Source organism: Deinococcus fonticola (genome assembly GCF_004634215.1).
Lineage (GTDB): Bacteria > Deinococcota > Deinococci > Deinococcales > Deinococcaceae > Deinococcus > Deinococcus fonticola.
This window is the reverse complement of sequence record NZ_SMMH01000033.1, coordinates 13,636-40,017: the sequence shown is the minus strand read 5'-3', so window position 1 is coordinate 40,017 and position 26,382 is coordinate 13,636. Positions and strand designations below refer to the sequence as shown.

Annotated in this window: 27 protein-coding genes and 2 tRNA genes; 17 read left to right on the top strand and 12 right to left on the bottom strand. The window is 65.1% G+C overall.

Features of this window, described 5'->3' with window-relative positions:
* Positions 1–265 precede the first annotated feature (265 nt).
* The 4 genes from E5Z01_RS15855 to E5Z01_RS15840 form a co-directional block, all read right to left on the bottom strand.
* The gene (locus E5Z01_RS15855; RefSeq protein WP_135230242.1) at positions 266–796 is read right to left on the bottom strand and encodes a hypothetical protein; all 531 of its coding nucleotides are present in this window, start codon (positions 794–796) and stop codon (positions 266–268) included.
* A gap of 243 nt (positions 797–1,039) precedes the next feature.
* A complete protein-coding gene (locus E5Z01_RS15850) occupies positions 1,040–1,906 on the bottom strand; it encodes a tyrosine-type recombinase/integrase (RefSeq protein ID WP_135230241.1) in 867 nt (288 codons plus the stop codon).
* A gap of 95 nt (positions 1,907–2,001) precedes the next feature.
* Positions 2,002–2,076: transfer RNA gene (locus tag E5Z01_RS15845), tRNA-Val, on the bottom strand.
* 17 nt (positions 2,077–2,093) lie between these two features.
* Positions 2,094–2,169, bottom strand: a tRNA-Ile gene (locus E5Z01_RS15840).
* Positions 2,170–2,429: 260 nt separating this feature from the next.
* Here E5Z01_RS15840 and E5Z01_RS15835 point away from each other — a divergent pair.
* Genes E5Z01_RS15835 through E5Z01_RS15820 form a run of 4 tightly spaced genes read left to right on the top strand, consistent with a single transcriptional unit; the run spans position 2,430 to position 5,078 of the window.
* Positions 2,430–3,776, top strand: coding sequence for a glycogen synthase (locus tag E5Z01_RS15835; RefSeq protein WP_135230249.1), 1,347 nt, complete (start codon positions 2,430–2,432; stop codon positions 3,774–3,776).
* A 51-nt stretch (positions 3,777–3,827) separates the two neighbouring features.
* Complete coding sequence (locus tag E5Z01_RS15830) at positions 3,828–4,220, top strand: DUF3208 domain-containing protein (RefSeq protein WP_420810855.1); 393 nt, start codon at positions 3,828–3,830, stop codon at positions 4,218–4,220.
* Positions 4,217–4,414, top strand: coding sequence for a hypothetical protein (locus E5Z01_RS15825; RefSeq protein WP_135230239.1), 198 nt, complete (start codon positions 4,217–4,219; stop codon positions 4,412–4,414). The genes E5Z01_RS15830 and E5Z01_RS15825 overlap by 4 nt, the downstream gene beginning before the upstream one ends.
* A complete protein-coding gene (locus E5Z01_RS15820) occupies positions 4,407–5,078 on the top strand; it encodes a type 1 glutamine amidotransferase family protein (RefSeq protein WP_240738491.1) in 672 nt (223 codons plus the stop codon). The genes E5Z01_RS15825 and E5Z01_RS15820 overlap by 8 nt, the downstream gene beginning before the upstream one ends.
* A gap of 248 nt (positions 5,079–5,326) precedes the next feature.
* On the opposite strand, the gene E5Z01_RS15815 is transcribed toward E5Z01_RS15820, so the two are convergent.
* Genes E5Z01_RS15815 through E5Z01_RS15800 form a run of 4 tightly spaced genes read right to left on the bottom strand, consistent with a single transcriptional unit; the run spans position 5,327 to position 8,278 of the window.
* Entirely contained in the window at positions 5,327–6,556 is a 1,230-nt protein-coding gene (locus E5Z01_RS15815) for an ABC transporter permease (RefSeq protein WP_135230238.1), read from the bottom strand.
* A gap of 1 nt (position 6,557) precedes the next feature.
* Complete coding sequence (locus E5Z01_RS15810) at positions 6,558–7,307, bottom strand: ABC transporter ATP-binding protein (protein ID WP_135230237.1); 750 nt, start codon at positions 7,305–7,307, stop codon at positions 6,558–6,560.
* A 28-nt stretch (positions 7,308–7,335) separates the two neighbouring features.
* Positions 7,336–7,851 carry a helix-turn-helix transcriptional regulator gene (locus tag E5Z01_RS20460; protein WP_135230236.1) on the bottom strand — a complete coding sequence of 172 codons (516 nt, stop codon included), beginning with the start codon at positions 7,849–7,851 and terminating at the stop codon, positions 7,336–7,338.
* A gap of 4 nt (positions 7,852–7,855) precedes the next feature.
* Positions 7,856–8,278, bottom strand: a complete 423-nt coding sequence (locus E5Z01_RS15800; protein ID WP_135230235.1) for a hypothetical protein — start codon at positions 8,276–8,278, stop codon at positions 7,856–7,858.
* A gap of 110 nt (positions 8,279–8,388) precedes the next feature.
* Between E5Z01_RS15800 and E5Z01_RS15795 the strand changes: the two genes are divergently transcribed.
* Positions 8,389–9,108, top strand: a complete 720-nt coding sequence (locus E5Z01_RS15795; protein ID WP_240738489.1) for an endonuclease III domain-containing protein — start codon at positions 8,389–8,391, stop codon at positions 9,106–9,108.
* A 65-nt stretch (positions 9,109–9,173) separates the two neighbouring features.
* On the opposite strand, the gene E5Z01_RS15790 is transcribed toward E5Z01_RS15795, so the two are convergent.
* Positions 9,174–9,944 carry a TerC family protein gene (locus tag E5Z01_RS15790; protein ID WP_135230234.1) on the bottom strand — a complete coding sequence of 257 codons (771 nt, stop codon included), beginning with the start codon at positions 9,942–9,944 and terminating at the stop codon, positions 9,174–9,176.
* Between the two features lie 403 nt (positions 9,945–10,347).
* On the opposite strand from E5Z01_RS15790, the gene E5Z01_RS15785 reads away from it, so the two are divergent.
* Both E5Z01_RS15785 and E5Z01_RS15780 read left to right on the top strand, forming a co-directional pair.
* Complete coding sequence (locus tag E5Z01_RS15785) at positions 10,348–11,121, top strand: TIGR00282 family metallophosphoesterase (protein ID WP_135230233.1); 774 nt, start codon at positions 10,348–10,350, stop codon at positions 11,119–11,121.
* Positions 11,122–11,221: 100 nt separating this feature from the next.
* Positions 11,222–13,735 (top strand): phosphoenolpyruvate carboxylase, encoded by a 2,514-nt coding sequence (locus E5Z01_RS15780; RefSeq protein WP_135230232.1) that lies wholly within the window; start codon positions 11,222–11,224, stop codon positions 13,733–13,735.
* Positions 13,736–13,878: 143 nt separating this feature from the next.
* Here the strand turns inward: E5Z01_RS15780 and E5Z01_RS15775 are convergent, their stop codons facing one another.
* Positions 13,879–14,292, bottom strand: coding sequence for a cobalamin B12-binding domain-containing protein (locus E5Z01_RS15775; RefSeq protein WP_135230231.1), 414 nt, complete (start codon positions 14,290–14,292; stop codon positions 13,879–13,881).
* Between the two features lie 121 nt (positions 14,293–14,413).
* Here E5Z01_RS15775 and E5Z01_RS15770 point away from each other — a divergent pair, with 121 nt between their 5' ends.
* The 5 genes from E5Z01_RS15770 (at position 14,414) to E5Z01_RS15750 (ending at position 18,704) form a co-directional block, all read left to right on the top strand.
* Positions 14,414–15,550, top strand: coding sequence for an META domain-containing protein (locus E5Z01_RS15770; RefSeq protein WP_135230230.1), 1,137 nt, complete (start codon positions 14,414–14,416; stop codon positions 15,548–15,550).
* A gap of 70 nt (positions 15,551–15,620) precedes the next feature.
* The gene (locus E5Z01_RS15765) at positions 15,621–16,199 is read left to right on the top strand and encodes a YcjF family protein (protein ID WP_135230247.1); all 579 of its coding nucleotides are present in this window, start codon (positions 15,621–15,623) and stop codon (positions 16,197–16,199) included.
* A 168-nt stretch (positions 16,200–16,367) separates the two neighbouring features.
* On the top strand, positions 16,368–17,159 hold the full coding sequence (locus tag E5Z01_RS15760) for an enoyl-ACP reductase FabI (protein ID WP_135230229.1): 792 nt from the start codon (positions 16,368–16,370) through the stop codon (positions 17,157–17,159).
* Positions 17,160–17,220: 61 nt separating this feature from the next.
* A complete protein-coding gene (locus E5Z01_RS15755; RefSeq protein WP_167757965.1) occupies positions 17,221–17,655 on the top strand; it encodes a cysteine hydrolase family protein in 435 nt (144 codons plus the stop codon).
* Positions 17,652–18,704: a M42 family metallopeptidase gene (locus E5Z01_RS15750; RefSeq protein WP_135230228.1), complete on the top strand. Its 1,053-nt coding sequence runs from the start codon at positions 17,652–17,654 to the stop codon at positions 18,702–18,704. Before E5Z01_RS15755 ends, E5Z01_RS15750 begins: the two co-directional genes overlap by 4 nt.
* A 256-nt stretch (positions 18,705–18,960) precedes the next feature.
* Here E5Z01_RS15750 and truB read toward each other — a convergent pair whose 3' ends face one another.
* The gene (gene truB, locus E5Z01_RS15745) at positions 18,961–19,893 is read right to left on the bottom strand and encodes a tRNA pseudouridine(55) synthase TruB (RefSeq protein ID WP_135230227.1); all 933 of its coding nucleotides are present in this window, start codon (positions 19,891–19,893) and stop codon (positions 18,961–18,963) included.
* 76 nt (positions 19,894–19,969) lie between these two features.
* Here truB and E5Z01_RS15740 point away from each other — a divergent pair, with 76 nt between their 5' ends.
* On the top strand, positions 19,970–20,344 hold the full coding sequence (locus tag E5Z01_RS15740; protein WP_135230226.1) for a hypothetical protein: 375 nt from the start codon (positions 19,970–19,972) through the stop codon (positions 20,342–20,344).
* On the top strand, positions 20,334–21,095 hold the full coding sequence (locus E5Z01_RS15735; RefSeq protein WP_135230225.1) for a pseudouridine synthase: 762 nt from the start codon (positions 20,334–20,336) through the stop codon (positions 21,093–21,095). Before E5Z01_RS15740 ends, E5Z01_RS15735 begins: the two co-directional genes overlap by 11 nt.
* 64 nt (positions 21,096–21,159) lie before the next feature.
* Here E5Z01_RS15735 and E5Z01_RS15730 read toward each other — a convergent pair whose 3' ends face one another.
* The gene (locus tag E5Z01_RS15730) at positions 21,160–22,338 is read right to left on the bottom strand and encodes a molybdopterin molybdotransferase MoeA (protein ID WP_135230224.1); all 1,179 of its coding nucleotides are present in this window, start codon (positions 22,336–22,338) and stop codon (positions 21,160–21,162) included.
* A 59-nt stretch (positions 22,339–22,397) separates the two neighbouring features.
* Between E5Z01_RS15730 and E5Z01_RS15725 the strand changes: the two genes are divergently transcribed.
* From E5Z01_RS15725 to E5Z01_RS15715, 3 genes are all read left to right on the top strand, one after another.
* Positions 22,398–23,513, top strand: a complete 1,116-nt coding sequence (locus E5Z01_RS15725; protein WP_135230223.1) for a CAP domain-containing protein — start codon at positions 22,398–22,400, stop codon at positions 23,511–23,513.
* A gap of 113 nt (positions 23,514–23,626) precedes the next feature.
* A complete protein-coding gene (locus E5Z01_RS15720) occupies positions 23,627–24,106 on the top strand; it encodes an FKBP-type peptidyl-prolyl cis-trans isomerase (RefSeq protein ID WP_135230222.1) in 480 nt (159 codons plus the stop codon).
* Between the two features lie 115 nt (positions 24,107–24,221).
* Positions 24,222–26,228, top strand: a complete 2,007-nt coding sequence (locus E5Z01_RS15715) for a serine/threonine-protein kinase (RefSeq protein ID WP_135230221.1) — start codon at positions 24,222–24,224, stop codon at positions 26,226–26,228.
* Positions 26,229–26,382 lie beyond the last annotated feature (154 nt).

Genomic DNA, 26,382 nt, shown 5'->3' with positions numbered 1-26,382 from the left:
CGAGCTTGAATTCGCGGCTGTGCATTCGTCCGGGCATTGTCCGTCTCCCTCCATCTGCTGATCAGCCTACGGGCTGACCGGGGCGACATCCCTTGCTCCTCTGTCCGCGTTCAGGGGTTCACTCCACGTTCAATGCTGAGGCGCTTGACTGACTCCCTGACAATGGCGCTTACGCTTCTGCCTTCGCGCAAGGCAACCATCTACAGTAGGTCAAGCGTTTCACGTTCCAGTCGAATAGAAATGTGGACTGATTTCCGGCGCATATTCACCCCTCGTTGGGCTTCCGGCGCTTTTGCGCCGCCTTTCGCATTCTGGCCCTGTTCTGGTTCTGCTTATCCAGCAGCGTTGAAACAGCCTGAAGGTACGCCCTGGCGTGGTCAAGTCTGCCAGCGACAACGGCACGCCGGAAGTTTTCAGCAGCAACCTCAAGGCTTTCTGTGGTTGTGCGTGGTGTTCCTGAAGCTGTGTGTTCAATTCCAGCAACTAGGTAAGGTCTTCCAACGGGGTGCAACTGGCCTTCAAGTTCAGTCAAATAGCGGGTTGTCGTTTGAAGAATGGTCTTTGTTTTGTCCTGATTCCCGTGCTTCTGGGCATCCAGCAAAGTTTTCATGATGGTTGCCATGTAGGACGCTTCAGCGTCATTCCTTTGTTGCCCGGTCATTCTGTGCCGGACGTGCCTGGGCTGTGGCTGTGTGCTGAAGTCTCGCAAGCTGAGGAAGTCGTCTGCGTTATCCCGAATGATGCCGTCTCTCAACTGTTCCTGAATTTTACTGAACTGGTCATCATTCGGGTTCATGGGTTGTCCTCAGCGTATCTTGCCCGGTCACTTGTTTGTGGTAACGCCGGACAGCTTCACGCAGCACATCCGATTTCGGCGCTTCAGTCAATGTCGCCAGTTCTTCTAGGCGTTGGGCGTCCCTGGTACTGAACCGGGCGAGGAACTGATAATTTTCCTTTGCTGGCGAGGACTTTGTAGACTTTTTAGTATGTGATGTTATCTATCGCATAAGAAAGGTCTATCACGATTATTCAACCCTTCTCAGTCCGGCAGGACAAGCCCTGCCAACGGGCCAGCACGGTCAATCTGACGCCGGACGTGCGAGAAGTCGAGGTTGATGTAACGCTGCGTCATGGCTGGCGTGCTGTGGCGCATCGCCCGTTGGAGACTGTAGAAGTCCATTCCGTTGGAAATGCACAACGTGGCGAAGGTGCGCCGGAAGGTGTGGCACCCAACGTCATCGCCTAACCCGGCGCGTTGGCCCAGGCGTTTCGCCCATCGGCTGAGGCTGGCAGAGGTCACAGGATTGCCGTCAAAGACAAACAGGTGAGGGTCAAGGGACTTCCGGGCATGGGTGACGTATCGCCTTAACAGCTTGTGCGTCTGCCTGCCAAATGCCACTGTTCCCGGCCCGGTTTTACCGTCCACTTTCAGGGTTCCCGTGTCCCAATCCACGTCAGAAAGCCTCAGACGGGCAACCTCAGCAGCGCGTAAGCCCGTGTCGAGGAACAACGCGAGAAGCGCCATGTTGCGAGACTGACACCGGGGAATGGCCTTCACTTCCCTGAAAAGTGCCTGAATTTCAACGTGGGAAAGGGTGCGCTTGGCTTCAAACACCTGTTTGACGCGTTTCTTGCCCTTGAACGGGTCGCGTTGAAGGACTTCCACGCCAATAAGCCAGTTGGTGAACGCCCGTAATGACCTTTCGTAGTTGGCGAGGGTATTAGGTTTCACGTCCCTGTTCAGTACCTCGTTCACCTTGAACACGTCCAGCGTTGAAACCTCAGCGTCCAGCATGGGTCTCAGCAGGATTCCCAGCACTTCCCCATGCCATTCCACCGTTCTGGGACGACTACCACGCGCTTTATGTTCCAACTGGAACGCCTCTATAGCTTGCCTGATATTCATATTTTCCCCCTTCCGTATGACCGGACGACTAGGGGTGAAAATCAGAAAAGCGTCCTTTCGGGTAATTTACCGTCTAGAACGCTTTTCTCTTCTGTTGGTGGGCGGTATAGGACTTGAACCTACGACCCTTCGCGTGTGAAGCGAATGCTCTACCACTGAGCTAACCGCCCTGACCGGGAATTGTTCTTGGTGGGCCTTGCCGGATTTGAACCGGCAACCAATCGGTTATGAGCCGACTGCTCTGACCGTTGAGCTAAAGGCCCCTACAGCTTGCTGGCCTTCACCCTGAATCAGGGCGAGGGGAAGTGTATCAACGCCCGTCAGGCTTGTCAAACGCCCCAGCGTACGCCGGAAGGGTGCCAGCCCCGTCATGTATACAAGAAGTCAAGCAGGTGAGGCGTCGAGGTGTCCAGAACGGATTTCTTCCGACATCTCAGCCGTTTTCCCTACCCCTGTTTTCATCCGTTTGTGAATGCTCAAACGTTTTGACGTCCGGGCGCAGATCGGGGAGTACAGTGCGGGCATGCATGTCGTTCACGTGGCGTCGGAAGTGTTCCCGTATTCGCGTTCCGGTGGCCTGGGCGACGTTCTGGGGGCGCTCCCCGCCGAGCAGGCGCGGGCCGGCGCGGAAGTCACGGTCGTCAGCCCGTGGTACGCCACCCTGTCCGGGACGGTGTCTGAGGTGTGGCGCGGCGAACTGAATGAACTTCCCGGTGATGTCAGCGAAGTCCGGGTGGCTGAGGAACGCCGTGATGGCGTGCGCTACGTGTTCATCGGGCTGGCCCCCTTCGACCGGCCCGGCCTTTACCACGAAGATGACGTGTACCGCTTCAGCATGTTCGGGCGGGCGGTACTGCCCGTGCTGGCGCGTCTCGGGCTGCGGCCCACCATCCTCCACGGGCACGACTGGCAGGCCGCCCTGGTGGTGGCCCTGGCCAGCCTGGCGCAGCTGCGCACCGTCTTCACCATCCACAACCTGCAGTACCAGGGCAAATGGAACATGCACGAAGGCCGCGCCTGGACGGCCCTGCCCCACCATGCTTACAGCATCGACGGCCTCGAATACTACGGCGAAGTCAACCTGATGAAAGGCGGTCTGAATTTCGCCCACCAGGTCACCACCGTCAGCCCCACCTACGCACAGGAAATCACCACCCTGCAGTACGGAGAGGGTCTCGAAGGGTTGCTGACGCGCCTGAGCATCGAAGGGCGGCTCAGCGGCATCATCAACGGCCTCGATCAGGAACGCTGGAACCCCCGCACCGACCCGGACATCCCCGCGTTCAGCGACCTGAAAGGCAAACAGGCCGCCACGACCGCCTTACGCCAGGAATTCGGGCTGGATGAGGCGCCCATCCTCGCCACGGTCAGCCGCCTCGCCGAGCAGAAAGGCATGGACATTCTCATCGAAGCGTTGCCGGAACTGGTCAAGGACTGGAACGTCGTGGTGCTCGGCGGCGGTGATCCCCTCCTGACCGCCGCGCTTGTCGGGTGGGCGCAGCACCCCCGCGTGGCTTTCGCGCAGGGGATGAACGAACCCCTCTCGCACCGCATCTACGCCGGAGCGCACGCCTTCGCCATGCCCAGCCGCTTCGAGCCGTGCGGCCTCTCGCAGATGATCGCCATGCGCTACGGCACCCTGCCCGTCGTGCGGGAAACCGGCGGCCTGGTGGACACTGTGCCACACGACGTGGGGTTTCATTTCCGCGAGGCCACACCCACGGCCCTGGCGATTGCCTGCAACGCGGCCCTGAACACCCCACCCGCCGACTGGGCGCGCCGCACCGAACAGGCCATGTCCCTCGACTTCAGCTGGAGCGGCCCGGCCCAGCAGTACCTGAAGCTCTACGGACGCACGACCGGGCATTAACTCACGGCGCTTCCTTCATAGATTCGTCGGCGCGGCCTGTTGTTCGGTAAACTGCTAGGCGTGAGTGCCGATCAAACGCAGGCTGGCGAGCGTGCAGCCATTCGCCTTCTCCAAGGGTACGTGTGGCACCCCGCAGACGCCGACGTCGACCTCGAACAATTCCTGCCGCGCGAACTCGACCTGACGCCCCGCACCCCCGAAGACGAGAATGCCCACGTCCTCTGGGACGACGTCACGCCCCCCTTCGCCTTTTTTGAGAACGGCGAGCCCACCGCCGGGCAGGCCTTTTACCAGTTCACCGTGCTGAAAGTTTACGAGGAACGCCCCAGCAACGACTCTCTGCACGAGGATGCCCTGGCCGCCAGCGGCGCGCTTGGCCCCCTGCTGGAAAGCACGCCCGAAGGGGTCGGCTGGCAACTCTGGGAAGACCTGCGCGAACTATGATTCGCTGGCTCGACCTCCTTGTCGAAGGCGACCCGCACCCCCGGCGCTTCGATTCGCCCGGCACCGCCCACGCCTACCTCCTGAAAGTTGAGCGCCTCAGCGAGGAAGCTGCCGACCACCTGCTTCAGCACGGTCATGTCGGGCCGCCCCTCTCGCGCCGCGAGTACCGCCTGAAACCCCTCGGCCATGACTGAACCCACGCCCCCTGAGGCCGAACAGCCCTACGCCGGGCCAGTCATCGCCATTCCTGTGTATGCCGGCGTCAGCGAACTCGAACTGAGCCTCATGCTCAGCCTCGCCCGTGTGTGTGCCACTAAAAGTGGGGGCAGCGCCGACGCCGTCAAAACCGTCAACCGCTCGCGCGCCAGCATCGTCACCGCCGGCGGGCTGGTCACTACCCCACACGTCCTGTACGCCGCGTTGCCCGAACCGGCCGCGCTCTTTCTGCCAGGCGGCCCCGGCGCTGCCAAAGCGGCGCGCGACCCCCTCCTCAAGACCTTCCTGCAAACGCACCGTGACCTGCCCACCGCCGTCAGTGGCAGCGGCCTTCTCCTGGCCGGGGAAAGTGGCCTGTTGAAAAACCGCGTGGTCGGCAGCCCCCCGGAACTGGTAGATACCGTGTGGGGGTACGAGCCCGCTGATGTTCGCGCTGGGGAAGTGGTGCAGGACGGCACTTTGTGGAGTACGCCCAGTGGGCTTCCGGCCCTGCACGCGGCTTTTGCTGTGGCAAGTATGTTGTGGGGGGCGGAAACGGCAAGGGCGGCGATGTTGCGGCTTGGTGTTGATGAGGCGGGGTTTGAGGTTGCTACCTGGTTACCCACCCCCCCCGCCCCCTACCCAGAGGGCAGGGGGAGCTAGCGTTGCACTGGGCAGGGGTGGGATAGGGGCGCTTATTGGCCTTGGGAAGTGGTTTAAGGCCGCAGGGCCGAATATTCTGAACGTCCGGGTGCGCGTCGTCCGGCCCGTGCGCTTCGCGCCCGACGGCCTTCGGTCTGATTGAGCGGTTTTGTTGATTGGGCCGCTCTATGGTTTGCCCTTTCCTCTCTTCCCGCGTGGGACTTGAAAAGCTGCGAAGCAGAGAGGGGAAAGGCCCGGAGAGTGAGGGATCAATTCCTGAAGATGACTTCTTCGCGTCCGAAACTGCGCAGGGCCAGGAGGGCCAGGAGCAGCGTGCCCACGAGGTTGACGACGATGGCGGTAAGAGCGTGGCCGGGCGTGAGGGTGCCTTTGACGATGTCGAGGATGCCGATCATGCTGCCGAAGAGGGGAACGGCGTACAGCGCGTCTCCTTTTTTCAGGAAGTCGCTGAATTGCAGCGTGACGGCGGGCAGCACGATCAGGAGCGAGAGGGGCGTCACATAGGTCTGGGCTTCCTTGTAGCTGCGGGCGTAGATGCACAGGGCGATTAGAATGGCACTGATGAGCAGGGCGACGCTGAGTACGATGCCGATCATGGCGATCAGGCCGCCAGCGGTGAGGGTGAGTTGCCCGCCCATGGCCTGCGTGAACTCTTGATCCATGCCCCGCATGAGGACGCTGGAGGCCAGGCCCGCCAGCAGGAACCCGATCAGGCTGAAGGTGGCGGTCACAAGGGCGGTGAGGGTGGTGGACAGAAGTTTGCCGGCGACCACTTCACTGCGCCGCACGGGGGAGACCAGCAGACTTTCCAGCGTGCCGCGTTCCTTTTCGCCGGCGGTGGCGTCGAGGGCAGTCGCCATGGCGCCGCTGAGGATGAATTGCAGCATCAGCATGGGGATCAGGAACCCCAGTTGCCCGCTTTTCTGTTCTTGCGGGGGGCTGGCGTCCACGGAGGTCACGCTGATGGGCGTCAGGGCCGCGGCGCTCAGCCCCAGGCTCTTCAGGCGTTCGACGGTGAGGGTCTTGTTGTAGGCTTCCACGGTGGCCTGCACTTTGGCGTAGGCGCCCGTCTGGGCTTTCAGGTTAGACAGTTTCGCGTACAGCTCCAGTTCCCCGGTGCTGTCCCCGGCGCGGGCGGGCAAGGCTCTGGCGGTCTTCAGGGCCGCGTCCACCTCCCCGCTCTGCACGGCTTTCAGGGGGTTCGTGACGTTCACGAGTTCCACCCCGGCGCGCAATGTCTTGCCGTCCGGGGTTTTCTCGTCGCGGGTCAGGGCGTCACGCAGGCCTGCGGGCAGGGTGCCCACCACGCCCACCTTCTGCCTGGATTCGGCCTGCCCGCCGATCAGTTTGCCCAGCAGCAGCGGCAGCCCCAGCGTGAACAGCGGAATGAGCAGCAGGGGAATCAGGATGGTGCTGGTCAGGGTACGCCGGTCGCGGATGGTGGACAGCAGGTCGCGCCGCGCGATTTTCCAGAGCATGTCAAACCGCATTCTTCTCGACCCCCTTTACCAGCGTGAAAAAAGCCCGCTCCAGGTTGCTTTCGCCGGTTCGCGCCAGGATGTTGGGAATGGTGTCCACCGTCAGGAGTTGCCCCAGGTGCAGGATCGCTACTCGGTCGCACACTTCCTCGGCTTCGGACATGACGTGCGTGGAGTACAGCGTCAGGCGGCCCCCGTTTCCCGCGGTCTGGGCGCGGTTTTGCAACACGAAGTCCAGCAGGGTGCGGCGGGCGAAGATGTCCAGTCCGCTGGCGGCCTCGTCCAGAATCAGCACGGCCGGGTCTTGAATGACGGCGCGGGCAATCACGACCTTCTGTTTCATGCCGGTGCTGTACTCGCCGGCTTTTACGTCCAGCGTGCGCCCCAGGTCGAGCCGCGCGTCCAGTTCAGCGATTCGCGCCTCCGTCTGCCCGGCGGTCATGCCGTACAGGCCCGCGAAGGATTGCAGGATTTCGCGCCCGCTGAGGCGGGCAGGCAGGCCCATGCCGCCGTTCACCACGCCGATGATTTTGCGAACCTCCTCGGGTTGCTTCCGAACGTCGAAGCCGTTCACGCTGGCGCTGCCGGACGTGGGTTGCAGCAGGGTCGCCAGCGTTCTGAGCAGCGTGGTTTTGCCTGCACCGTTCGGGCCGAGCAGGCCGAACACTTCGCCCTCACGGGCAGTGAAACTCACGTCGTTCAGGGCCGTGAATTTCCCGTAGGTCTTGGTCAAGTTTTGAATGTCGAGCATGTTGCTCCTTTGCTTGAACTGAAGGAATTCAGGTGAGGGGCCGCTTAAAGTAATGGAAGGCTATACCCAGCCATGAAGTGACGAACTGCCAGCCCTGATGGGCCAGTTCCTGCTTCTGCTGCTGGCTGATCACCCCGCTCAGGCGCTGATACAGCCATTTAGGGGCGGGTGGCGTGGTGGAGCGGCGGAAATCCAGTTGATTCAGGGACACGCCAGTCAGTTCCCAGCCCAGTTCTCCCATCGTTTTCAGGGTTTCCAGTTCGTTGAGGGCGTTGGCGGGACACGATTGATACTCGAAGCGCGGGTCAGCCGCGGCTGGTTCAGGTGGGGCTTCATTGAATCTGGGCGGCCTGTCCGGGTCGATGAAAATCCTTTCGATGGGTTGTTCAAACAGGTAAGAGATGCGGAAGGCTAGGGGCAGGCTGGGGTCGTACTTCCCAGTTTCCAGGGCGTTGATGGTCTGGCGACTGACATCGAGTTCCACCGCCAGGTCAGCTTGAGTCCAGCCGCGTGAATTTCGCAGGGCGCGAATGTGGTTTTCCATGGGGTCAGTTTGTGCGGCGATCCCGCCAGCCGAGGATCAGCGTTGCCACGCCGAAGCTCAGCATTCCCACGCCCAGGTAAGCCCAGGTGGGGGTTTGGAAGTGAAGGATTGGTTCAAGAGCCAACATCAACCCGCTGAACAGCATGGTGGCAGTAAAAGCGATCCAGCCAGAGTGAAACTGCAACTGACGCGCGTACTCGTCTTGCATGGTCATGATTTTTACGGCCAGGAAAACGAAAAAGAACGGCAACGTGACTGTGACGCCCTGGCCGAAGCCGCCGATAAACCCGGGGCTGGGCTGGCTCTGGCCGTAGTTCTGAGCGATTCCGCCGAGGAGCACCAGCAGGCCACCCATCAGGCCCATGTACATGGACAATTTGCTGACAGCCTGTTCACGCTTGGGAATCCGTGCTTCTGGCTCTTTCATGTCAATCCTCCTTGACATGAATGTAAGCCTTCCTTGTCCTTTTTGTCAAGGAAAGTTTACATCAGAGGGACGTTACTCTTTCGTTCGCAGAAAAGCTCTACTTTTGGCTGGTGTCCCCTCGCCCCGCACTCACACAATCAAATCCACCCCCGGACTTCATGCCGGAGGTGCTGACGCGCCTGCGTCAACACTACCTTCCCACCCTGCCCGCCCCGCGCCGGTTTGCCGAACCCCTCAACGGGGTCATCCGGGTGATTCTGGCGCAGCAGAATACGCGCCGCGTGGCCTCCAGGCAGTGGGAAACGTTGAACGCCGTCTACCCGCGCTGGGAAGCAGCACTCGCTGACGGCCCGGACGGCATCGAGGCCACCTTGCGGCAGGCGGGCGGCGGCCTGACGCGGATGAAAGCCGATTACATCTACGGCGTCCTGCACGCCCTGGCCGAAAGCCGGGGAGAACTGAGCCTGCGTTTCCTGCGTGACCTGGATGACACCGGGATTCGCCGCACCCTGGAAAGTCTGCCTGGCGTGGGCATGAAAACCACCAGCCTGGTCATGCTGTTCGACCTGCTGCGCCCCGCCATGCCCGTGGACAGCCACATCGAACGCTGGACGAAACGCCTGGAACTCGTTCCCGCCAGGTGGAACGCCAACAAAGTCGAGGGGTGGTTCGACGAGGCCATCCCCCGCGACTGGGAAACCCGCTACGCCCTGCACCTCTCCGGCGTGGATCACGGTCAGGAAACCTGCAAAAGCCAGAAACCGCTGTGCGCCGCATGCGTCCTGCGCGAGTGGTGTCCCAGCGCGGCACTGTTCCTGCCGGAAGATTGAAACCATGAAAAAACCCGCCCCTGAGGGCGGGTCTTTGTCAGTCACCACTAGCCACTGAACTGCGGTCAGTGCATTTCGCTCAGTTCGTCCGGCTGCTTGAGCGTCACGGCCTTGCCCCGGCGCATGCGCATGTTCAGGAATTCCACGGCCATCGAGAAGCCCATGGCGAAGTAGGTGTACCCCTTGGGAATCTTGAAGCCGAAGCCTTCCGCGACGAGGTTCACCCCGATCAGGAGCAGGAACGAGAGGGCCAGCATCTTGACGGTGGGGTGGCGCTGCACGAACTCGCCGATAGGGCCGGCGGCGAACAGCATGATGGCGACGGTCACGACCACGGCCGCGACCATCACGCCGATGTCGTCGGCCATGCCCACCGCGGTAATCACGCTGTCGAGGCTGAACACGATGTCCAGCACCATGATCTGCGCGATGATCGCCGCGAACCCGGCGGCCGCGGCGCGGGTGGGGGACGCTTCATCGTGCTCGCCGCCCTCCAGCAGCTCGTGCATCTCCTTGACAGCCTTGTACATCAGGAAAAGGCCACCGCCCAGCAGCACCAGGTCTTTGCCCGAAAAACCCATGCCGAACAGCGTGAAGAGCTCGTTTTTCAGGCTGACCACCCAGGCGATACTGGCGAGCAGCATCAGGCGCGTCACGGCGGCGGCTATCAGGCCGATGGTTCTGGCGCGGGCGCGCTGATCGGGCGGCAGTTTTCCGGCCAGGATGCTGATGAAAATGACGTTGTCGATCCCCAGCACCACTTCGAGCAGCAGAAGCGTGCCGAAGGCCAGCCACGCTTCGGGCTGGCTCATCCAGCTGAACAGCGTTTCGATCATGCGTTCACCTGATGGGCACACAGCGGATGGTCTTTGAGCCGACGGAACTTCACGACGTTAGGGAGCATTTCGTTTCCTTCAAATCCACACCAGAAACGAGCGAACGACAGCCCCTGGACTCCATTCGCACGGATGGATTCTGTCCAAGTCTGGCCTTTGCTGTCATGAACCGGGAAGTCTCTGACTTCCGTACTGACGGTTCGATAACTCCCGAACGCGGGCGGCTACTCCCCCAGATAGGGTCAGTTAACCAGACGGCGCCCTGAACTTCAAGCGTTTTCACGACAACTCGTTTATGCAGAGTTTATTCATTGTGGCGGTTATGCGGTGGCAAGCGGGGGAGTTGGGGCTGCCATTGACGACCTGCTGGAGAGTCTGGCTCCAAATGCTCTAGGCTGCCTTCATGCGGGTTCTTTTCATCGGGGATGTGTTCGGGCAGCCGGGGCGGCGGGTGCTCTCGGCGCACTTGCCGACCATCCGGAGCAAGTTCGATTTTATTATCGTGAACATGGAGAACGCCGCCGGGGGCTTCGGCCTGCACCGCGAGGGTGCCGACGCGGCGTTGCAGGCGGGCGCGAACTGCCTGACACTGGGCAACCACGCCTGGCATAACCGCGACGTATATGCCATGGTCGCCGACGAGGGCCGGTTTCCCATTGTGCGGCCCCTGAACTACAGCGATCCGGGCGCTCCGGGCGTGGGCTTCCGCACCTTCAACGTCAAAGGCGAGCGGCTGACCGTGGTGAACCTGCTGGGCCGGGTGTTCATGGATCACGTCGCCAACCCTTTCCGGGCCATCGACCACCTGCTGGAGCGTGACGATCTGGGCAGTATCTTCGTGGATTTCCACGCCGAAGCGACCAGCGAGAAGATGGCGATGGGCTGGCACCTCGCGGGCCGCGTGGCGGCCGTGATCGGCACGCACACCCACGTGCCCACCGCCGACACGCGCCTCCTGCCCGGCGGCACCGCGTACCAGTCGGACGCCGGTTTTACCGGGCCGCACAACAGCGTCATCGGGTCGAACCCCGAAGGTCCCCTGCAAAGATTCCTGACTGAATTGCCGCAGCGTTACAGTGTGGCCGAGGGTCCCGCCGAACTGAACGGCGTGATTGTCCAGATGGAGGGCGGCCAGGCCACCAGCGTCGAGCGTTACCGTTACGTGGAAGAAGGGTAACACTGGAACGTGGAACGTCGATCGTGGAAAAAGGCTGAACCTCTTGCCTCATCACCCGTCACGCTTCACGAGCCATCCGCCGCGACCTGGAGGAATTTTTATGGGGATCCGTGATGATGTCAACACGTTGGGCCGCACGCTGGGTGTGGTGCTGAAGGAGCAGGAAGGCGAGGAATTTTTCAGGCTCGTGGAGCGCACGCGGGCGCTGGTACGTGAAGTGCGGGCCGGGGGAGACGACGCCAAGTTGCGAACCATGATCGCGGGCCTCCCGGAGGAGGACGCGTCCAATCTGGCGCGGGCCTTTACCTGGTACTTCCAGCTGGTGAATCTGGCCGAGGAACACGAGCGGGTCCGCGTGCTGCGCGCTCAGGGGGGGGTGCGGTCGCAGAGCCTGGAGCAGGCTTTGACCGACCTGAAAGCGCAGGGGCTGAGCGCCCGGCAGGCGGAGGATTTGCTGGACAGGCTGGAACTGGAGTTGACGTTCACCGCGCACCCCACCGAAATGCGCCGCCGCACGGTGCGCCACCACCTGCTGGACGTGGCGAACGACCTGCCCGACATGAACCTGCCGGACACGGGGACGGAGGCGTTGGAGCGGATCGCCGCGCATGTGGAAGCGTTGTGGCACACGCCGGAACTACGCCACCTGAAACCCACCGTGCTGGACGAAGTGAAAGGCGGCCTTCACTACGTGGGCAGCATCGCCCGTGCCCTGCCGCTGTTGCAACAGGATCTGCAGCGCGCTTTTCGTCAGGTGTACGGTCAGGACACGGCCGCCCGCCTGCCGCTGCGGTTCAGCTCATGGATGGGCGGTGACCGCGACGGCAACCCCTTCGTGACGCCGGGGGCCACCCGTCAGGCGCTGGAGCTGCACCGGGCCAGGGCGCGCGAGCTGCTGCTGGAGCGCATCAGCCTGGCGTTTACTCACCTCAGCCAGGAAGAAGAGGGTCATGAGGAAGAGGGCCAGGGGTCGTACCGTCAGGAACTGAAGCAACTGCACGACGCCGTGCGGGACGGGCAGCCGGTGGAACTCCTGCCGCGCCTGGAGAAGCTGGCGGCCCGCCTGCAGGCCGAGGGACAGCAGCGCACCGCCGAGCAGCTTCTGACGCCCCTGCTGACCATCGCGCGCACGTTCGGGCAGCACCTCGTGAGCCTGGACATCCGCGAACACAGCGGCCAGACCGAGAAAGCCATTGCCGCGCTGCTGGGCGCCGCCGGCGTGGAGGCTAATTACCTGGGCTTGCCGGAACACGCCCGCCAGGAACTTCTGACGCGGGAACTGCGCTCGCGCCGACCGCTGTGGCCGGCCGGCGAAGAGTGGCCCGAGGAGCTGGAAACCGTTCTTGGCCCCATCCGCGAGGTTCAGGCCGCCGCCCGCACGGCCGGGCCGCGGGCCTTCGGGCATTACGTCATCAGCATGGCCGAGAGCGTGTCGGACGTGCTCGAACCCCTGCTGCTGGCCCGTGAGGTGGGCTTCCGGGTACTGCCCGTGCCGCTGTTCGAAACGCTGGACGACCTGACCCGCGCCCCACAGATCGTGTGGGAACTGCTGAGCATCCCCGAGTACCGCGCCGTCCTTGGGGAGGATGTTCAGGAAATCATGCTGGGGTACAGCGACAGCAACAAGGACGCCGGCTTCCTCGCCGCCAACTGGGCCCTGCACGAGGCGCAGCGCAAGATCAGCGACGTGTGCCGCCGCGCCGGGGTGCGCTGGCGGTTTTTCCACGGGCGCGGCACCAGCATCGGGCGTGGGGGCGGCCCGGCTTCGCGCGCCATCCTGGGGCAGCCCGCCGGTACCATCGACGCCGGCCTGCGCATCACCGAGCAGGGGGAGGCCCTGGCCGACAAGTACAGCCACCCGGTGATGGCCCGCCGCAACCTGGAACAGGCCCTGTACGGCATGATCCTGGCCGCCGCCCGCCCAGCATCCGACCCGCCCGCCGCGTGGGTGGACGCCATGACCCGCGCGGCCCATTCGAGCGCCCAGGCCTACCGCACTTTCGTGCAAGACCCGGACTTCCTGGCGTTTTACGAAAAGGTCACGCCTATCCACGAGATCTCGCGCCTGAACATCGCTTCGCGCCCCGTGCGCCGTCCCGGAGCGCCCACGCTGAACAACCTGCGCGCCATTCCCTGGGTCATGAGCTGGACGCAAAACCGCCTGAACCTCCCCGGCTGGTACGGCCTGGCCGAGGGCCTGCACACCATCGGCCTGGACACCGCCCGCGAGATGTACGCCGGGTGGCCGTTTTTCCGTTCCATGCTGGACAATGCCCAGATGAGTCTGGCCAAGAGCGACCTGCTCATCTTTGCCGAGTACCTGGGCCTGGTGGACGATACGGACGGCAACTGGCGCCTGGCGCAGCACCTGCAAGACAGGTACGCGCAGACCGTACAGGCCGTACAGGAAGTCGTGGGCGCCGAGCTGATGGCGAACGAACCCCGCCTGCGCGAAAGCATCAGCCTGCGTAACCCGTACATCGACCCCATCCACCGCATTCAGGTGGAGCTGCTGCGCCGCTCGCGCAGTCACGAAGGCGGCCTGGACGAACTGGAAACGCCACTCATGCTCACCCTGCAAGGCATTGCGGCCGGCGTGCGGAACACAGGGTAAGAAGCTGGGGCCATTCCTTCACCGGCCTCTGGCTTCGTCCGTCCCCTTTGCGGAGCGCCGTGATGAATCAAAGAAAGAGGGCCACCTTCTTCGATGGAAGGTGGCCCTTTACGCTTAGCGCGTCGTAGGCGGGTTGCCAGTGCTTACTGCTTGGCCCAGCGTTTCGCCACGGCCTCGCGCAGGTACGCGGCGGCGTCTTCGGTGCTGGCGCCAGGGGTGAAGACCTTGCCGACGCCCAGCTCCTCCAGTGTCGGCAAGTCCTGATCGGGGATGATGCCGCCACCGAACACGATGATATCGTCGGCGTTTTTCTCGGTGAGCAGTTGCCGGACTTCACGGAAGTAGTGCATGTGCGCCCCGGACAGGACGCTGAGGCCAATGGCGTCCACGTCTTCCTGAATGGCGGCGTTCACGATCATGTCGGCGGTCTGGCGCAGACCGGTATAAATGACTTCCATGCCGGCGTCACGCAGGGCGCGCGCCACGACTTTGGCGCCTCTGTCGTGGCCGTCCATGCCTGGTTTGGCGATGAGTACCCGGATACGGCGGTCTTCCATGCTTGTTACTCCCTTGTTGCTGACTCAGTTCGCTGTCTGCGTGGCTTTTATTTTACGTGCCCTTCGCTTGATGTGAAGTCAGTCACCTGCCCGTCATGAAGGAACAGCACCATGACCTGACATGAAGATGCTTGTTCTGGCTGCCCTGCTGCTCACGTCCGCTCGCGCCGCCGCGCCGAATTCCCCGCCACTGACGGGCACCGTGTGGACGATGACGCAAATTGCGCCGCAAGGCAAAGCCCTGACGCCGGGTGCAAGGCTGCGCCGCCCCACCTTCAGGGTGATGCCGGGCGGCCTGTTGACTGGTTGGACGGGCTGTCAGGGGTTCTCCGGCTGGGCGACGGTCAAGGGCCGGAATATGCAGATCGCGCCACTGAAGCTGTCCGGCACCAGCGACTGCCCGGATCACGCCCTGAGTCTGGAAGCCGACTTCCTGAACCTGTTGCAAAGCGCCCGGCGCTTCGAGATCAGGGGCCAGACCCTCACTCTTTACAGTGAGGGAAAGCGTTTCATGACTTTTCAAGGCTCCACCGGAGGAAAAAGTGTGACTGACAACCCGCCGCCATCCGCGTCCATGCCAGGCGACTGGCAACTGGCGACCCTGATTCACCGGGGGCAGCCCATCAAGCTGCCGAAGAAGGCGGCTTTCACCATCGAAGAAGGGGCTGCCGGCCTGGAACTTCGTGGCAACGCCGGGTGTAACCAGCTGTTCGGGAAAGTCGTGGTGCAGGGCCGCACCCTCAGCGTGTCCGCTCTGGGCATGACCATGATGCTCTGCCAGGACATGGCCGCAGAAACTGCCGTGGTGGACATTCTGGGCATTCCAGTCGCCGTCACCTGGAACGGCGACACAGTGACCTGGCGCAACAGCCGCGGAGAACTGACCCTGACGCGCGCCGGACGTCCGGAGGCGGCGCTCCGGACGGTGGGCGAAAAGGACGTACAGGGCCGCACCTTTACCCTGAAAACGGTGGCGGGGCAGCCGCTGGGCCGCACCGTGAAACCTGTAACGGTACAGTTCGGGACGGGCCGCGTCTCCGGTTCGGACGGGTGCAACAGCTTTAGCGGAAGCGCCGAGTGGCGCGGGGGCCGAGTCACGGTCGGGGCGCTGGCCCTGACGCGCATGGCCTGCCCGGGCATGGACAGGGTGCCCAGCCTGCCCGAATTTCTGGCGTCAAGTCCCAGCGCCCAGCTCGACGGGGACACCCTGCGCCTCAGCGCCGAGGGGGCGACCTGGACGTTCACGGCGCAGCCCTGACCTGCGCGGACGTAAACCCCTTATCAGCATGGACTCACGCACGCGCGCGGCGGGCGGGTACACTCCGGTCATGCTGCCGCTGATCAAGCAAATGCTCGACAACTTCAACTTCGACGTCGACCCGCAACTGAGCAACGACGAGAACGCCGAACAGGTCATCAAGAGTGCCGCCATGCTGTCCGGCGCCGTCGCCGTGGAACCCATTCCTTTTGCCGACATCCTGCTGATCACGCCGGTGCAGGTGAAGATGGTGTTGCACATCGGCAAAATTTACGGTTTCGACATCACGCCCGAACGCGCCGCTGAAATTGCTCAGGAACTGGGGGCCACCGTGGCTTACGGGTTGGCCGCCCGGCAGGTCATGCGGGGCCTGGCCAAAATGGCCCTGCCGGTCATCGGCGGCCTGATCACCGCGCCCGCCGTGTACGGGTGGACGTTCGCGCTGGGCCGGCTGGCGCAGAACTACTTCGAGCGCAAGCGGGCCGGGTTGCCGCCCAGCGTGCGCCAGGAGCAAAAGCGCATCGTGCAGGAGTCCAAAACCCAGTCGCGCCGTATGCTGCCCAGCGCCGACGACTTTGGCGACCTGGCCAGCGAACTGCGCCGCCGCGCCGAGGAGAAGAGCAAGGGCAGCCCCGACAGCCGGAACTGAGGCGCTTTCTTTGCTGCCAGAGGCCGAACGCAAACGGCCTCTTTTTTCTTTCTCTGGTTAGCGGAAAGAGTCGGCAGAGCTCGTCGGCCAGCCGGCGAAAAGGTTTTTGCGCCTCCCATTTGCACCTGTTCCAGCAACCGAATGCCAATTCGCGTTACATTGCCGTTCATGAGTGTCACCATTGATCTCTCCGGTAAGACCGCCCTTGTCATGGGCGTCGCCAACGCCCGCAGTCTCGGCTGGGCCATTGCCGACCAGCTTCTTCAGGCCGGGTGCCACGTGGGCTTTTCCTACCAGGGCGAGCGCCTGAAAGGAGAACTGGAGAAACTCACGCAGGGCCAGGAGAACACCTGGCTTCAGCAGGCCGACGTGACCAGCGAGGATGACCTGAGCGCCCTGTTTGCCCGCGTCAAGGAGGAATTCGGCGGGCTGGATTACCTCGTTCACGCGATTGCTTACGCTCCTAAGGCCGCGATGGACAACCGCTTCATCGAGACCACCCCGGACGACTGGAATACCGCCATGGGTGTCAGTGCGTACTCGCTGGTGGCCTGCTGCCGCCACGCCGAACCGCTGCTGCGCGAGGGAAGCAGCATTATCAGCCTCACGTACCACGCCTCGCAGCAGGTGGTGCCCAAGTACAACGTGATGGGTGTGGCCAAGGCCGCGCTGGAAGCCGCCACCCGTTACCTCGCGGCGGATTTCGGGAGCCGTGAAATTCGCATCAACACCATCAGCGCCGGGCCGATGCGCACCATCGCCGCGCGCAGCATCCCCGGTTTCGGCGGCCTGTACGACAAGGGCGCACGCAACGCCGCTTTCGGACGCAACGCCACCCCGCAGGAAGTCGGCAAACTGGCCCTCTTCCTGCTGTGCGACCTGGGCAGCGGCATCACCGGCCAGACCATCTACGTGGACGCCGGCCTCAGCATCATGACCGTGAAAGAAGACCAGGCCTGAGCCGCCCGCCTGGCACGGACCGGCACTGGCGCAGGCGCCCCCATCATCTATCATCGGCCTCATGTCCCTGACGCCCCGCGCCCTGGTGCTGCTGAACGTTCAGCGTCACCATCTGGAACACCACCCGCAGGAACGCGAACTGGCCCGCGCCTGGGCTCACGAGGTCGACGAGGCCCGCGCTCGCGGTGAACTGATCGTGATCGTGCAGTGGGACGGCGAGGCGGGCAGCGACCACGAAACTTTCAGCCGCGGTTGGATTCTGCACCCCGACTTTCGCACCGAAACGGGCGACCTGCTGCTGCGTGCCGTGAAACCCGATGCCTTCGCCACCTCGGCCCTCGACGGTGAATTGCGGGCGCGGGCCGTCCGGCAAATCCGCTTCCTGGCGCTGGAGGATTCACCCGAAAACGCCAGCATGACCGCGCAGGCCAGCGCTCACGGCTACCAGGTCGATGGCGCCGCTTTCACCCCCACACCTCAACCGGAGAACGCATGAACCCAGCCCAAACTGCTCCACCCCAACCCACCGCCCCCGACACGACCGAGTTCCTGCTGCGCCTGCTCGACACGCCCAGCCCCACCGGCATGACCGAGCAGGCCGTGCAACTCATCGAGCAGGAACTCGGCAAAGTGGGCGTGCAGTCCCAGCGCACCAAGAAAGGCGCCCTCACCTGGGAAGTGCCGGGCACGGGCGAAGGGCACGTCACCTTCAGCGGCCACGTGGACACGCTGGGCGCCATGGTCAAAGGCATCAAAGGCAACGGACGCCTGCTGCTGTTCATGCTCGGCGGGTACGACTGGGCCACCATCGAGGGTGAGGACGTGAAAGTCCACACCCAGTCCGGGCGCGTCGTGACGGGCACCGTCGTGAACGTTCGCCAGTCCACGCACGTGCACGGCCCCGCCCTGCGCGAGATGAAGCGCGAACAGAGCGTCATGGAAGTTCGCCTCGACGAACTCAGCACCAGCGCCGAGCACACCCGCGCCCTCGGTGTTCAGGTGGGCGATTTCGTGAGCCTCGATGCCCGCCCGCGCCTCATGCCCAGCGGGCACATCAAATCCCGGCACCTGGACAACAAGGCCGCCGTCGCCATCTTCATCGAGGCCACCCGTGACCTGCTGAAAAACCCCGCGCCGCGCACCGCGCATTTTCACGTCACCACCTACGAGGAGGTCGGGCACGGCGCCGCCACCGGCATCCCCGCGCACACCGACGAACTGATCGCCGTGGACATGGCCGCCGTCGGGGAAGGGCAGACCAGCAGCGAACACGCCGTGACCCTGTGCGTGGCCGACAGCAGCGGCCCCTACGACCATCTGCTCGGCAACCGCCTGCGCCGCACCGCCGCCGAACACGGCATCGACCTGCGGGTGGACATCTACCCCTACTACGGCAGCGACGGCAGCGCCGCCTGGCGGGCCGGCGGCAATTACCCCGTCGCCCTGATCGGCCCCGGCGTGGACGCCAGCCACGCTTACGAGCGGATGCACCAGGATGCGCTGGGCGCCACCCGTGACCTGATTCTGGCTTACCTGCGGCACTGAAGCCCTTACCTCTTCAGCCACTGTTCCCCATGCCCCCCTCCCGACCGGAGGGGGCTTTGCGTTGTGGGGCGACATTCACGGCTCCTGCTGCGTCGCGGGAAACGCAGGGCGGCCGTGCTGAAAATCCTGGCAGGCGGGGAACTGCTTATGGTTTGAACATGAGGGTCAATTCTCTTTATTCAGAGTGGCGATGCCTGTTCTGGACGGCATCGAGTGGCTCTCTTCCTACCTTCACGCAAGAGCGTGACGGCCAGGATTACGCCCAGGCCCGCACCACCTTGAGTTGTGTTCCGTCGCCATCCACGACGGCCACCAGTTCGCCGTTCAGCGTAACCACGTGGCGGCCCTGGGCGGGGTGCAGCGGGCGTTTGCCCTGCCGGAGTTCGCGGGCGGTGCGTTCGTCGGCGTGGATGACCGGGAAGTCGAGGGCCGCCAGATCGGGGAGACCCTGAGCCTCGGCCACCTGCTCCAGCGGTACGGCGTCGCGCAGGCTGTACCGCCCCACCCTGGTGCGCACCAGGCCGCCGAGGTGTGCGGGAACGCCCAGGGCCGCGCCCACGTCCCGCGCCAGCGAGCGCAGGTAGGTGCCGCTGCCCACGCTGGCCCGCACCAGCAGGGTAGGGAAGACTCCCAGCGGTTCAGGCAGGGTGAAGGTCATTCCTTGCTGCGCGGGTGACCAGTCCGCCGGGTTAAATGTGCGGGGCGCGTCCTGCAGGCTGGCGTACACGCCCAGCAACTCCAGGCCATGAATCACGATGTCGCGCGCGGGGAGGTCGATTTCCCCGCCGGCCCGCGCCACCGCGTAGGCGCGCTGCCCTCCGACCTGAATGGCGCTGTACTGCGGCGGAATCTGCTGTTGCGGCCCGGTGAAGCCCGCCAGCACCTCGCGCACGCGCTGTTCATCCACGCTCCACCTTTCATCCGCCAACACCTGTTCCACCGGCCCTTCGGCGTCTAGCGTGGGGGTGCCTGCGCCCAGTGAAATCCATGCCAGGTAATCCTTGCTGTCGCGCTCCATAAACTGCACGACTTTGGTGCTGTCGTCCACGCACAGCACCAGCACGCCCGTGGCCAGGGGATCGAGGGTGCCGGTGTGGCCGACCCGTTTGGTGCCGCGCAGGCGGCGGGCGCGGCTGACCACGTCGTGCGAGGTGAGGTGCAGGGGCTTGTCCACGGCAATCACGGGCATGACCGGAGCGTAGCAGAGCCGATGCACAGGGCCGTTGCACAGAGCCGGCTCGCTGGGCCGGGGTACACTGGCGGGCGTGCTACGTGCCGCCTTTCGCCTGACCGCCCTGCTGCTGATTCCCGTCGGCCTGTATCTGTACTTCATTCCGCCGGACGTGGCGCGGCTGCTGGGCGTATCGCCGCTGTGGCTGGCGCGGGTGCTGGGCGGCCTGCTGCTGGCCTGGGGAACGTTTCAGGTGGCGGCGGCCCAGCGCCCCGACGGGGCGAAGGTGGGCGGTCTGGCGGGCGGGAACCTGCTGATGGTGGCGACACTCCTGCCGGCGGTGATGCGTAGTGGCGAGGCCATGCCGGCCCTGCTGCGCGCAGTGCTGCTGGGCCTGTGCCTGCTGCTGGGGGCCCTGGCGCTCAGTGCCATCCTGAGTTACGCATCGGGGGGCGCACGTGGCCGCTGAACGCCTGCAAAAGCGCCTGGCCCGCGCCGGGGTGGCCTCGCGCCGCGCCGCCGAGGAAATTATCAAGGCCGGGCGCGTCACCGTGAACGGCCAGCCCGCCACACTGGGGCAGTCCGTGACGGAACACGACGACATTCGCCTGGACGGACAGCTAATCGAAACGCAGGCGGCCGAGCCGGTCACCTTCGCGCTCTACAAGCCGCGCGGGTACGTGACCACCGCGCAGGACGAATACGGGCGCAAAAATGTCCTCCGTGCCATGCCGGACATTCCCGGCCTGCACCCGGTGGGCCGGCTCGACCGCGACTCCGAGGGCCTGCTGCTGCTGACCACCGACGGGCAACTCACCCTGACCCTGACGCATCCGCGTTATGGCCACGAGAAAGCCTACCGGGCCTGGACGGCCGGGGACGCTCCGCCCACTCAGGCCGAGCTGGATCAGTTGCTGGACGGCGTGGAACTGGACGATGGCCCAGCCCGCGCCCTCAGCGCCCAGGTCGCCACCGACGGGGCGTTCATCGTGCTGGGCGAGGGGCGCAAACGGCAGGTGCGGCGCATGCTGGACGCCATCGCTCACCCGGTGACGCGCCTGATGCGTTACCGCGTGGGGGGCGTGTGGTTGGGCGACATGGACGTCGGCGAGTACCGTGAACTGAACAGCCGTGACCTGCACGACCTCCTGAACCCCAGCAGCATTCCCGCACAGGTCTGGGACAGGCAGTGGGAACGCATGCTCCGCCGCTGGGGGTAAGACCACCCCTGATGGAATCGTTGACAAAGCGGTTCAATCCGTATCACACCAACTCCGATAAGCCTTACAGCAGCAGGGCTTCCACGCTCTCGCCGGCCTGCACCGCCTGCCCTTCGGGCACGATCACCAGGGCGTCGGCGTCACTCAGCGAGCGCAGCACGCCGCTGCCCTGGCGGGCGTACTCGTGTACCTCACCGTTCAGCACGGTTGCACGCCAGAAGGCCGTCTTGTCCGGCAGGGCTTTAAACGGGGTGCCGGCTTTCAGGCGCAGCGTTCTGAGGGGTTGCCCCGTCAGGGCGGGTTTCACGATCACCTGAAACACCACCAGGCTGCTCACCGGGTTGCCCGGCAGGCCGAACACCGGCAGGCCGTTCCAGCGGCCCAGGATGGCGGGGCCACCGGGGCGCATCCGAATCTTCCAGAACTCCACCTCTCCGTGCTCCACCAGCAGGTCGCGCATGAAATCGTAGCGACCCATGCTGACGCCGCCGCTGGTGAGCAGCAGGTCGGCGCCGCCCGCCTCGCGCAACATGGCCTTCAGGGCGTCCGGACGATCCGGCGCGTGGCCCAGCGCCACCACTTCACAGCCGCATTCCTGAAGCAGGGCGCTCAGGCCCACGCTGTTGCTGTCGTACACCTGCCCCGGCTGCAGGGGCGTGCCGGGGGCCACCACCTCGTCCCCGGTGGAGAGCAGCGCCACGCTCAGGCGGGCCTTCACCTGCACCTCAGCGTGCCCGAGCGCCGCCACCAGCGCCAGCCGCGACGGCGTGAGAGGCAAACCGGCCTTCAAGACCACCTCGCCGGTGTGAAAGTCACCCCCCTCGGGGCGCACGTCCCCGCGGCTGGCCGGGCGCAGCAGGCGCACGTGGTGGGCGTCCACGTCCGCCAGTTGCTCGATCGGACAGATGGCGTCGGTGCCGGGGCACAGCGGCGCCCCCGTGTAGATGCGGATGCATTCGCCGGTCTGCACCTGGGCACCAAAAGGTTGACCGGCACGGCTTTCGCCCACCACCTGCAGGGTCACGGGCGCCGCCAGGGTGTCCGCCTCGCGGCAGGCAATGCCGTCCAGGGCGCTTTCGGTGGCGCTGGGATGGCTGACCAGCGCCGCCACGTCCTGCGCCAGCGTGCGGCCCAGGGCGGCGGCCAGCGGCACGGTTTCTTCCCCCTTCACGGGCAGCAGGCGGGCCAGCAGGTGCCGGGCGTCCTCGACACTCACGAACATCGGAAAGGTGGGGGCAGTCATGCAGGCAGCATAGGCGCTCGGCCCACCACCTTCACCGCGCGGCTTACCATGATCCGCAGATGCTCCGTCACCTGCTGCGCCTGCTGCTCGTTGCCGCACTCCTGCTTGCCGCCGGCGTGCTGGGCATGAGGCGACTCGGCTGGCTGAACCAGCGCGCTGCCCCGTCCCCGTCGCCCCCCGAGCAGGCGCGGACGGCCCCTGTGGCCCCCCCCTCCCCGGTCGTTCCCGCTGCACCCCTCTCGCCCTCTGTGGCTGAGAAGCTGGAGACGCCGGTCAAGCCACCTTCGCCGGCGGCCAGTACGCCATCCGAGAACACGCCCCCACGGCCCGTCCCGCCGCGCGCCGTGCTGCCAGCGCAGAAAAGTGAAGCCCCAAAACTTCCGCGACCTCTGGCCCCGGCGCCGCTTCCCAGTACCCCGCTGGCGGCCCTGAATGCCGTCCGGGCCCTCGCCGGGTTGCCGGGCGTGAAAGCCGAGCCCGGCTGGCAGGCCGAATGCGACGCGCACGCCAACTACCTGACCCGCACCGACACCGGAAGCCACCGCGAAGACCCCGCCGACCCGCACTACACGCCGGCCGGGGCCAACTGCGCGCACGCTCATTACTACGTGACCGTGCGCCCCGAAGCGACGGCCACGCAGGCCCTGACGTACTGGCAAAACGGGCCTTTTCATCTGCCGCAACTCCTCGACCCGCGCCTGAGCCGGGCGGCCTTCTCGGTCAAGCATGACGCTGCCGGCGACATTCACACTGCCGCCGTGCTGGACGTGAAACGTGGGCGCACGGGCGCCGCAAAATACCCGGTGAGGTTCCCGCGCCCCGGCAGCGTGCTGGCCCCGCAGGCACTTTCGCGCTTCGAGTTCCCCGACGCGCTGCCCGGCTGCCCTGGTTACGCGCACCCGGTCGGAGCGCCCATCGCCCTGCTGCTGGGCCAGGGCCGCGCCGCCCGTCGGGCCGAACTGAAGATCAACGGCAAGGCCGCTGCCGTGTGCCTGCTCACCGCGCAGACTTTCAGCGGCGCGTCAGCGGGGGACACCCGCGTGGGCCGCAGCGTGCTGGAGGCGCAGGGGGTCGCCATCGCCCTGCCCCGCCAGCCGCTGCCGCGCGCCGCGCAGGTGCACATCCTTTTCCAGACGGACGCCGGCCCGGTGGGCTGGTCGTTCCGGACGCGCTAAAGGAAACGTTCATCGTGCCTGCGGTTCGGCACGCTAACCTGACGGAGCTTGAATCAGAGCGCCTTCTCGACCGAACCGTCTGGTTCCTCGCCATCATTCATACTGGAGCACCCATGAACATCACCAAGGACAAAGTCGTCGACCTGGATTACAAACTCACCGTTCACAACGAGGTCATCGACCAGAGCGAACCCGGCGAGCCGCTGGTGTACCTGCACGGGCACAGCAACATCATCCCCGGCCTGGAAAAAGCCCTGGAAGGCAAAACCACCGGTGACACCATGCAGGTCACCGTGACGCCCGAGGAAGGCTATGGCATGCGCGACGTGGACGCCGTCGAGGAACTCAGCCGCGAGGACTTCGACGACGACATCGAAGTCGGCTCGACGTACTACGCCCAGGCCGAGGACGGCAGCGTCATTCCCTTCACGGTGATCGGTGTGAACGGCGACAGCGTGAAAGTGGACTTCAACCCCCCTCTGGCCGGCGAAACGCTGCACTTCGACGTGACGGTGCTGGGCGTGCGTGACGCCACCGCCGAGGAACTCGACCACGGGCACGCACACGCGCCCGACATGCACGACCACGAGTAAAGACTGAGTCATCCAGCCCGGGGCGGCCTCCGATATGGGGGTCGCCCCGGTTCACCTTGCGATATTGAACATTCAAGGCCGTTCCGGGCGCCGGCCGAACTACACTGGGGGCAGGATGCCGCTGGAAGCCGGACAGAACTTGGTGGGAAGGTACGACCTTCTCGCGCTGATTGGCGAGGGCGGCAGTGCTCAGGTGTTCCGCGCCCTGGATACCCTGATGGACCGGGAAGTGGCGCTCAAGGCCATGCATGCACACGTGCCCGAGTCCGACCGGCGGCGCTTTCTGCGCGAGGTGCGTACGCTGGCCCGCCTGACGCACCCCGGCATCGTGCCGGTGCTGGATCTGGGCGAGGAAACGCCGGGGGGGCGGCCTTTTTTCACCATGCCACTGATGACCGGCGGGCCGCTGACGTCGCTGGGGCCGCTGGAGGACGCGCTGAGGCCTCTCTCGCGTTTCCTGACGGCGGCCGAGTTCGTGTCGCGCACGCTGCATTTCATTCACTCGCAGGGCATCGTGCACCGTGACCTGACGCCGGGCAACATCCTGCTGGACGACTCGGGCCTGCCGCGCATCATGGATTTCGGGCTGGTGGCGCTTTCCGAGCACACCCTGAACCTCACGCGCAGCGGCGTGACGCTGGGAACGCCCATCTACATGGCCCCCGAGCAAGCCAGGGGCACGGGAGTGGATGCCCGCAGCGACCTGTATGCGCTGGGCGCAGTGCTGTACCGCGTGGCGTGCGGCAGTCCGCCGTTTCTGGGCGACAGTGACCAGAGCATCCTGTACCAGCATGTCTATGAGGCGGTGCCGGATCCGCGCGACCTGAACCCCGCCATTCCCGACGCGGTGGCCCGCGTGATTCTGGCGCTGCTGGCCAAACGCCCGGAACGCCGACCGGCGAGCGGCGAGGCGCTGGCGCACCTGTGGGAACTGGCGCGCCAGAACCTGTGGGCGAACCACAGCCGGGGGCAGTACCGCGGCGGGCGCACGCGCACCGGCGAGCACGCCGACGGCCCGGCCCGCGTGGCCGGCCTGCACGAGGCCTGGAGTGTGGCATTGCCCGGCGAGGTCACCTGGCCCGCCGCCGTGGTGGGCGAAGGCGACCTGATCAGCGTGGGTACCCGGGGCGGGCAACTGGTGCTGACGCACGCCTCGGGCCGCCCTTACGCCACCTACGCCGCCCGAGATGAAGTGACCGCGCCGGCCACCTTCATCGGCGGTCATGTGCTGTACGGCGCCTGGGACGGCACCCTGCGCCGCATGGAGTTGCAGACCGGGCAGGAAATCTGGCGGCACCAGGCCCGCGCCGAATTTACCGGGGCCCCCACCGTATGGGCCAACCGCGTGCTGGCGGCCAGCCGCGACGGTCACCTGCACGCCGTGAACCTGCGCACCGGGGAACTGGCCTGGGCCTACCGCACCGGCGGGCCGCTGGCTGCCAGCCCCATCCTGTGGGCCGGGGCCGCCCTGGTGTGCGACGAGGACGGCTGGCTGCACGCCGTGGAAGCCCGCAGCGGCCACGCCCTGTGGAAAGTGGAGATTGGTACCGTGCACGCCACGCCCGCGCTGTATCCCACCGCGCCCGGTGAGGCCACCCTGGTGGTCGCCACCTGGGCCGGGGAAGTGCACGCCCTGCGCCTCAGCGCCGCCAGCGGGCGGGTCAGCCTGAATATGGCTGAACCCATTCTGTGGACGTACGACCTGGAGGACGAGGTGTGGGCCGCGCCGGCCATCTCGTCGGCCGCCCTGCCCGGCAAGCTGGCCGACCCCTCCATGCAGGGCGTCGTGGTGGTGTCCGGCTGGGGCGGCGCCGTTCGCGCATTGAAGCTCAATGACGGTGAAGACCTGTGGGAGCACCGTCTGGAAGGGCGCGTGACCGCCAGCCCGGTCATCAGCGCCGGCCTGGTGTTCCTGGCCTCCGAGGCAGGCGAACTGGTGGCCCTGGATCTGCCCAGCGGTGCACCGCGCTGGACGCACCGCGAAAAGCACGGCGTGCAGGCCACCCCGCTGGCCGCCAACGGCACGCTGTATGTCGCTTTCATGAACGGCACGCTGCGGGCCTACCGCGACCTGGCCCCCGAACGCCGCGAGGATCAGGCCGGTGAGCCCTCTTTGCGCTAGAGGTGGGCAGAACACCTCCAATCTCTATATTTATCCCTCGCCTTTCACGTCCGTTTTACTTTTCCTCCTTAGGCTTTGGCCCGGTGTTCAGGGCGTCACGGTGCGGCAGGTGTGCCGGGCGTAGACTGGAACCAGTCGCTGTATGGTCAGTCGC

Bases quoted from the DNA above. Each gene is read 5' to 3' on its own strand.
- E5Z01_RS15855 (WP_135230242.1), bottom strand. From the start codon at position 796: ATGAACCCGAATGATGACCAGTTCAGTAAAATTCAGGAACAGTTGAGA.
- E5Z01_RS15850 (WP_135230241.1), bottom strand. From the start codon at position 1,906: ATGAATATCAGGCAAGCTATAGAGGCGTTCCAGTTGGAACATAAAGCG.
- E5Z01_RS15835 (WP_135230249.1), top strand. From the start codon at position 2,430: ATGCATGTCGTTCACGTGGCGTCGGAAGTGTTCCCGTATTCGCGTTCC.
- E5Z01_RS15825 (WP_135230239.1), top strand. From the start codon at position 4,217: ATGATTCGCTGGCTCGACCTCCTTGTCGAAGGCGACCCGCACCCCCGG.
- E5Z01_RS15820 (WP_240738491.1), top strand. From the start codon at position 4,407: ATGACTGAACCCACGCCCCCTGAGGCCGAACAGCCCTACGCCGGGCCA.
- E5Z01_RS15815 (WP_135230238.1), bottom strand. From the start codon at position 6,556: ATGCTCTGGAAAATCGCGCGGCGCGACCTGCTGTCCACCATCCGCGAC.
- E5Z01_RS15810 (WP_135230237.1), bottom strand. From the start codon at position 7,307: ATGCTCGACATTCAAAACTTGACCAAGACCTACGGGAAATTCACGGCC.
- E5Z01_RS20460 (WP_135230236.1), bottom strand. From the start codon at position 7,851: ATGGAAAACCACATTCGCGCCCTGCGAAATTCACGCGGCTGGACTCAA.
- E5Z01_RS15800 (WP_135230235.1), bottom strand. From the start codon at position 8,278: ATGAAAGAGCCAGAAGCACGGATTCCCAAGCGTGAACAGGCTGTCAGC.
- E5Z01_RS15790 (WP_135230234.1), bottom strand. From the start codon at position 9,944: ATGATCGAAACGCTGTTCAGCTGGATGAGCCAGCCCGAAGCGTGGCTG.
- E5Z01_RS15785 (WP_135230233.1), top strand. From the start codon at position 10,348: ATGCGGGTTCTTTTCATCGGGGATGTGTTCGGGCAGCCGGGGCGGCGG.
- E5Z01_RS15780 (WP_135230232.1), top strand. From the start codon at position 11,222: ATGGGGATCCGTGATGATGTCAACACGTTGGGCCGCACGCTGGGTGTG.
- E5Z01_RS15775 (WP_135230231.1), bottom strand. From the start codon at position 14,292: ATGGAAGACCGCCGTATCCGGGTACTCATCGCCAAACCAGGCATGGAC.
- E5Z01_RS15770 (WP_135230230.1), top strand. From the start codon at position 14,414: ATGAAGATGCTTGTTCTGGCTGCCCTGCTGCTCACGTCCGCTCGCGCC.
- E5Z01_RS15765 (WP_135230247.1), top strand. From the start codon at position 15,621: ATGCTGCCGCTGATCAAGCAAATGCTCGACAACTTCAACTTCGACGTC.
- E5Z01_RS15760 (WP_135230229.1), top strand. From the start codon at position 16,368: ATGAGTGTCACCATTGATCTCTCCGGTAAGACCGCCCTTGTCATGGGC.
- E5Z01_RS15755 (WP_167757965.1), top strand. From the start codon at position 17,221: ATGTCCCTGACGCCCCGCGCCCTGGTGCTGCTGAACGTTCAGCGTCAC.
- E5Z01_RS15750 (WP_135230228.1), top strand. From the start codon at position 17,652: ATGAACCCAGCCCAAACTGCTCCACCCCAACCCACCGCCCCCGACACG.
- truB (WP_135230227.1), bottom strand. From the start codon at position 19,893: ATGCCCGTGATTGCCGTGGACAAGCCCCTGCACCTCACCTCGCACGAC.
- E5Z01_RS15730 (WP_135230224.1), bottom strand. From the start codon at position 22,338: ATGACTGCCCCCACCTTTCCGATGTTCGTGAGTGTCGAGGACGCCCGG.
- E5Z01_RS15725 (WP_135230223.1), top strand. From the start codon at position 22,398: ATGCTCCGTCACCTGCTGCGCCTGCTGCTCGTTGCCGCACTCCTGCTT.
- E5Z01_RS15720 (WP_135230222.1), top strand. From the start codon at position 23,627: ATGAACATCACCAAGGACAAAGTCGTCGACCTGGATTACAAACTCACC.
- E5Z01_RS15715 (WP_135230221.1), top strand. From the start codon at position 24,222: ATGCCGCTGGAAGCCGGACAGAACTTGGTGGGAAGGTACGACCTTCTC.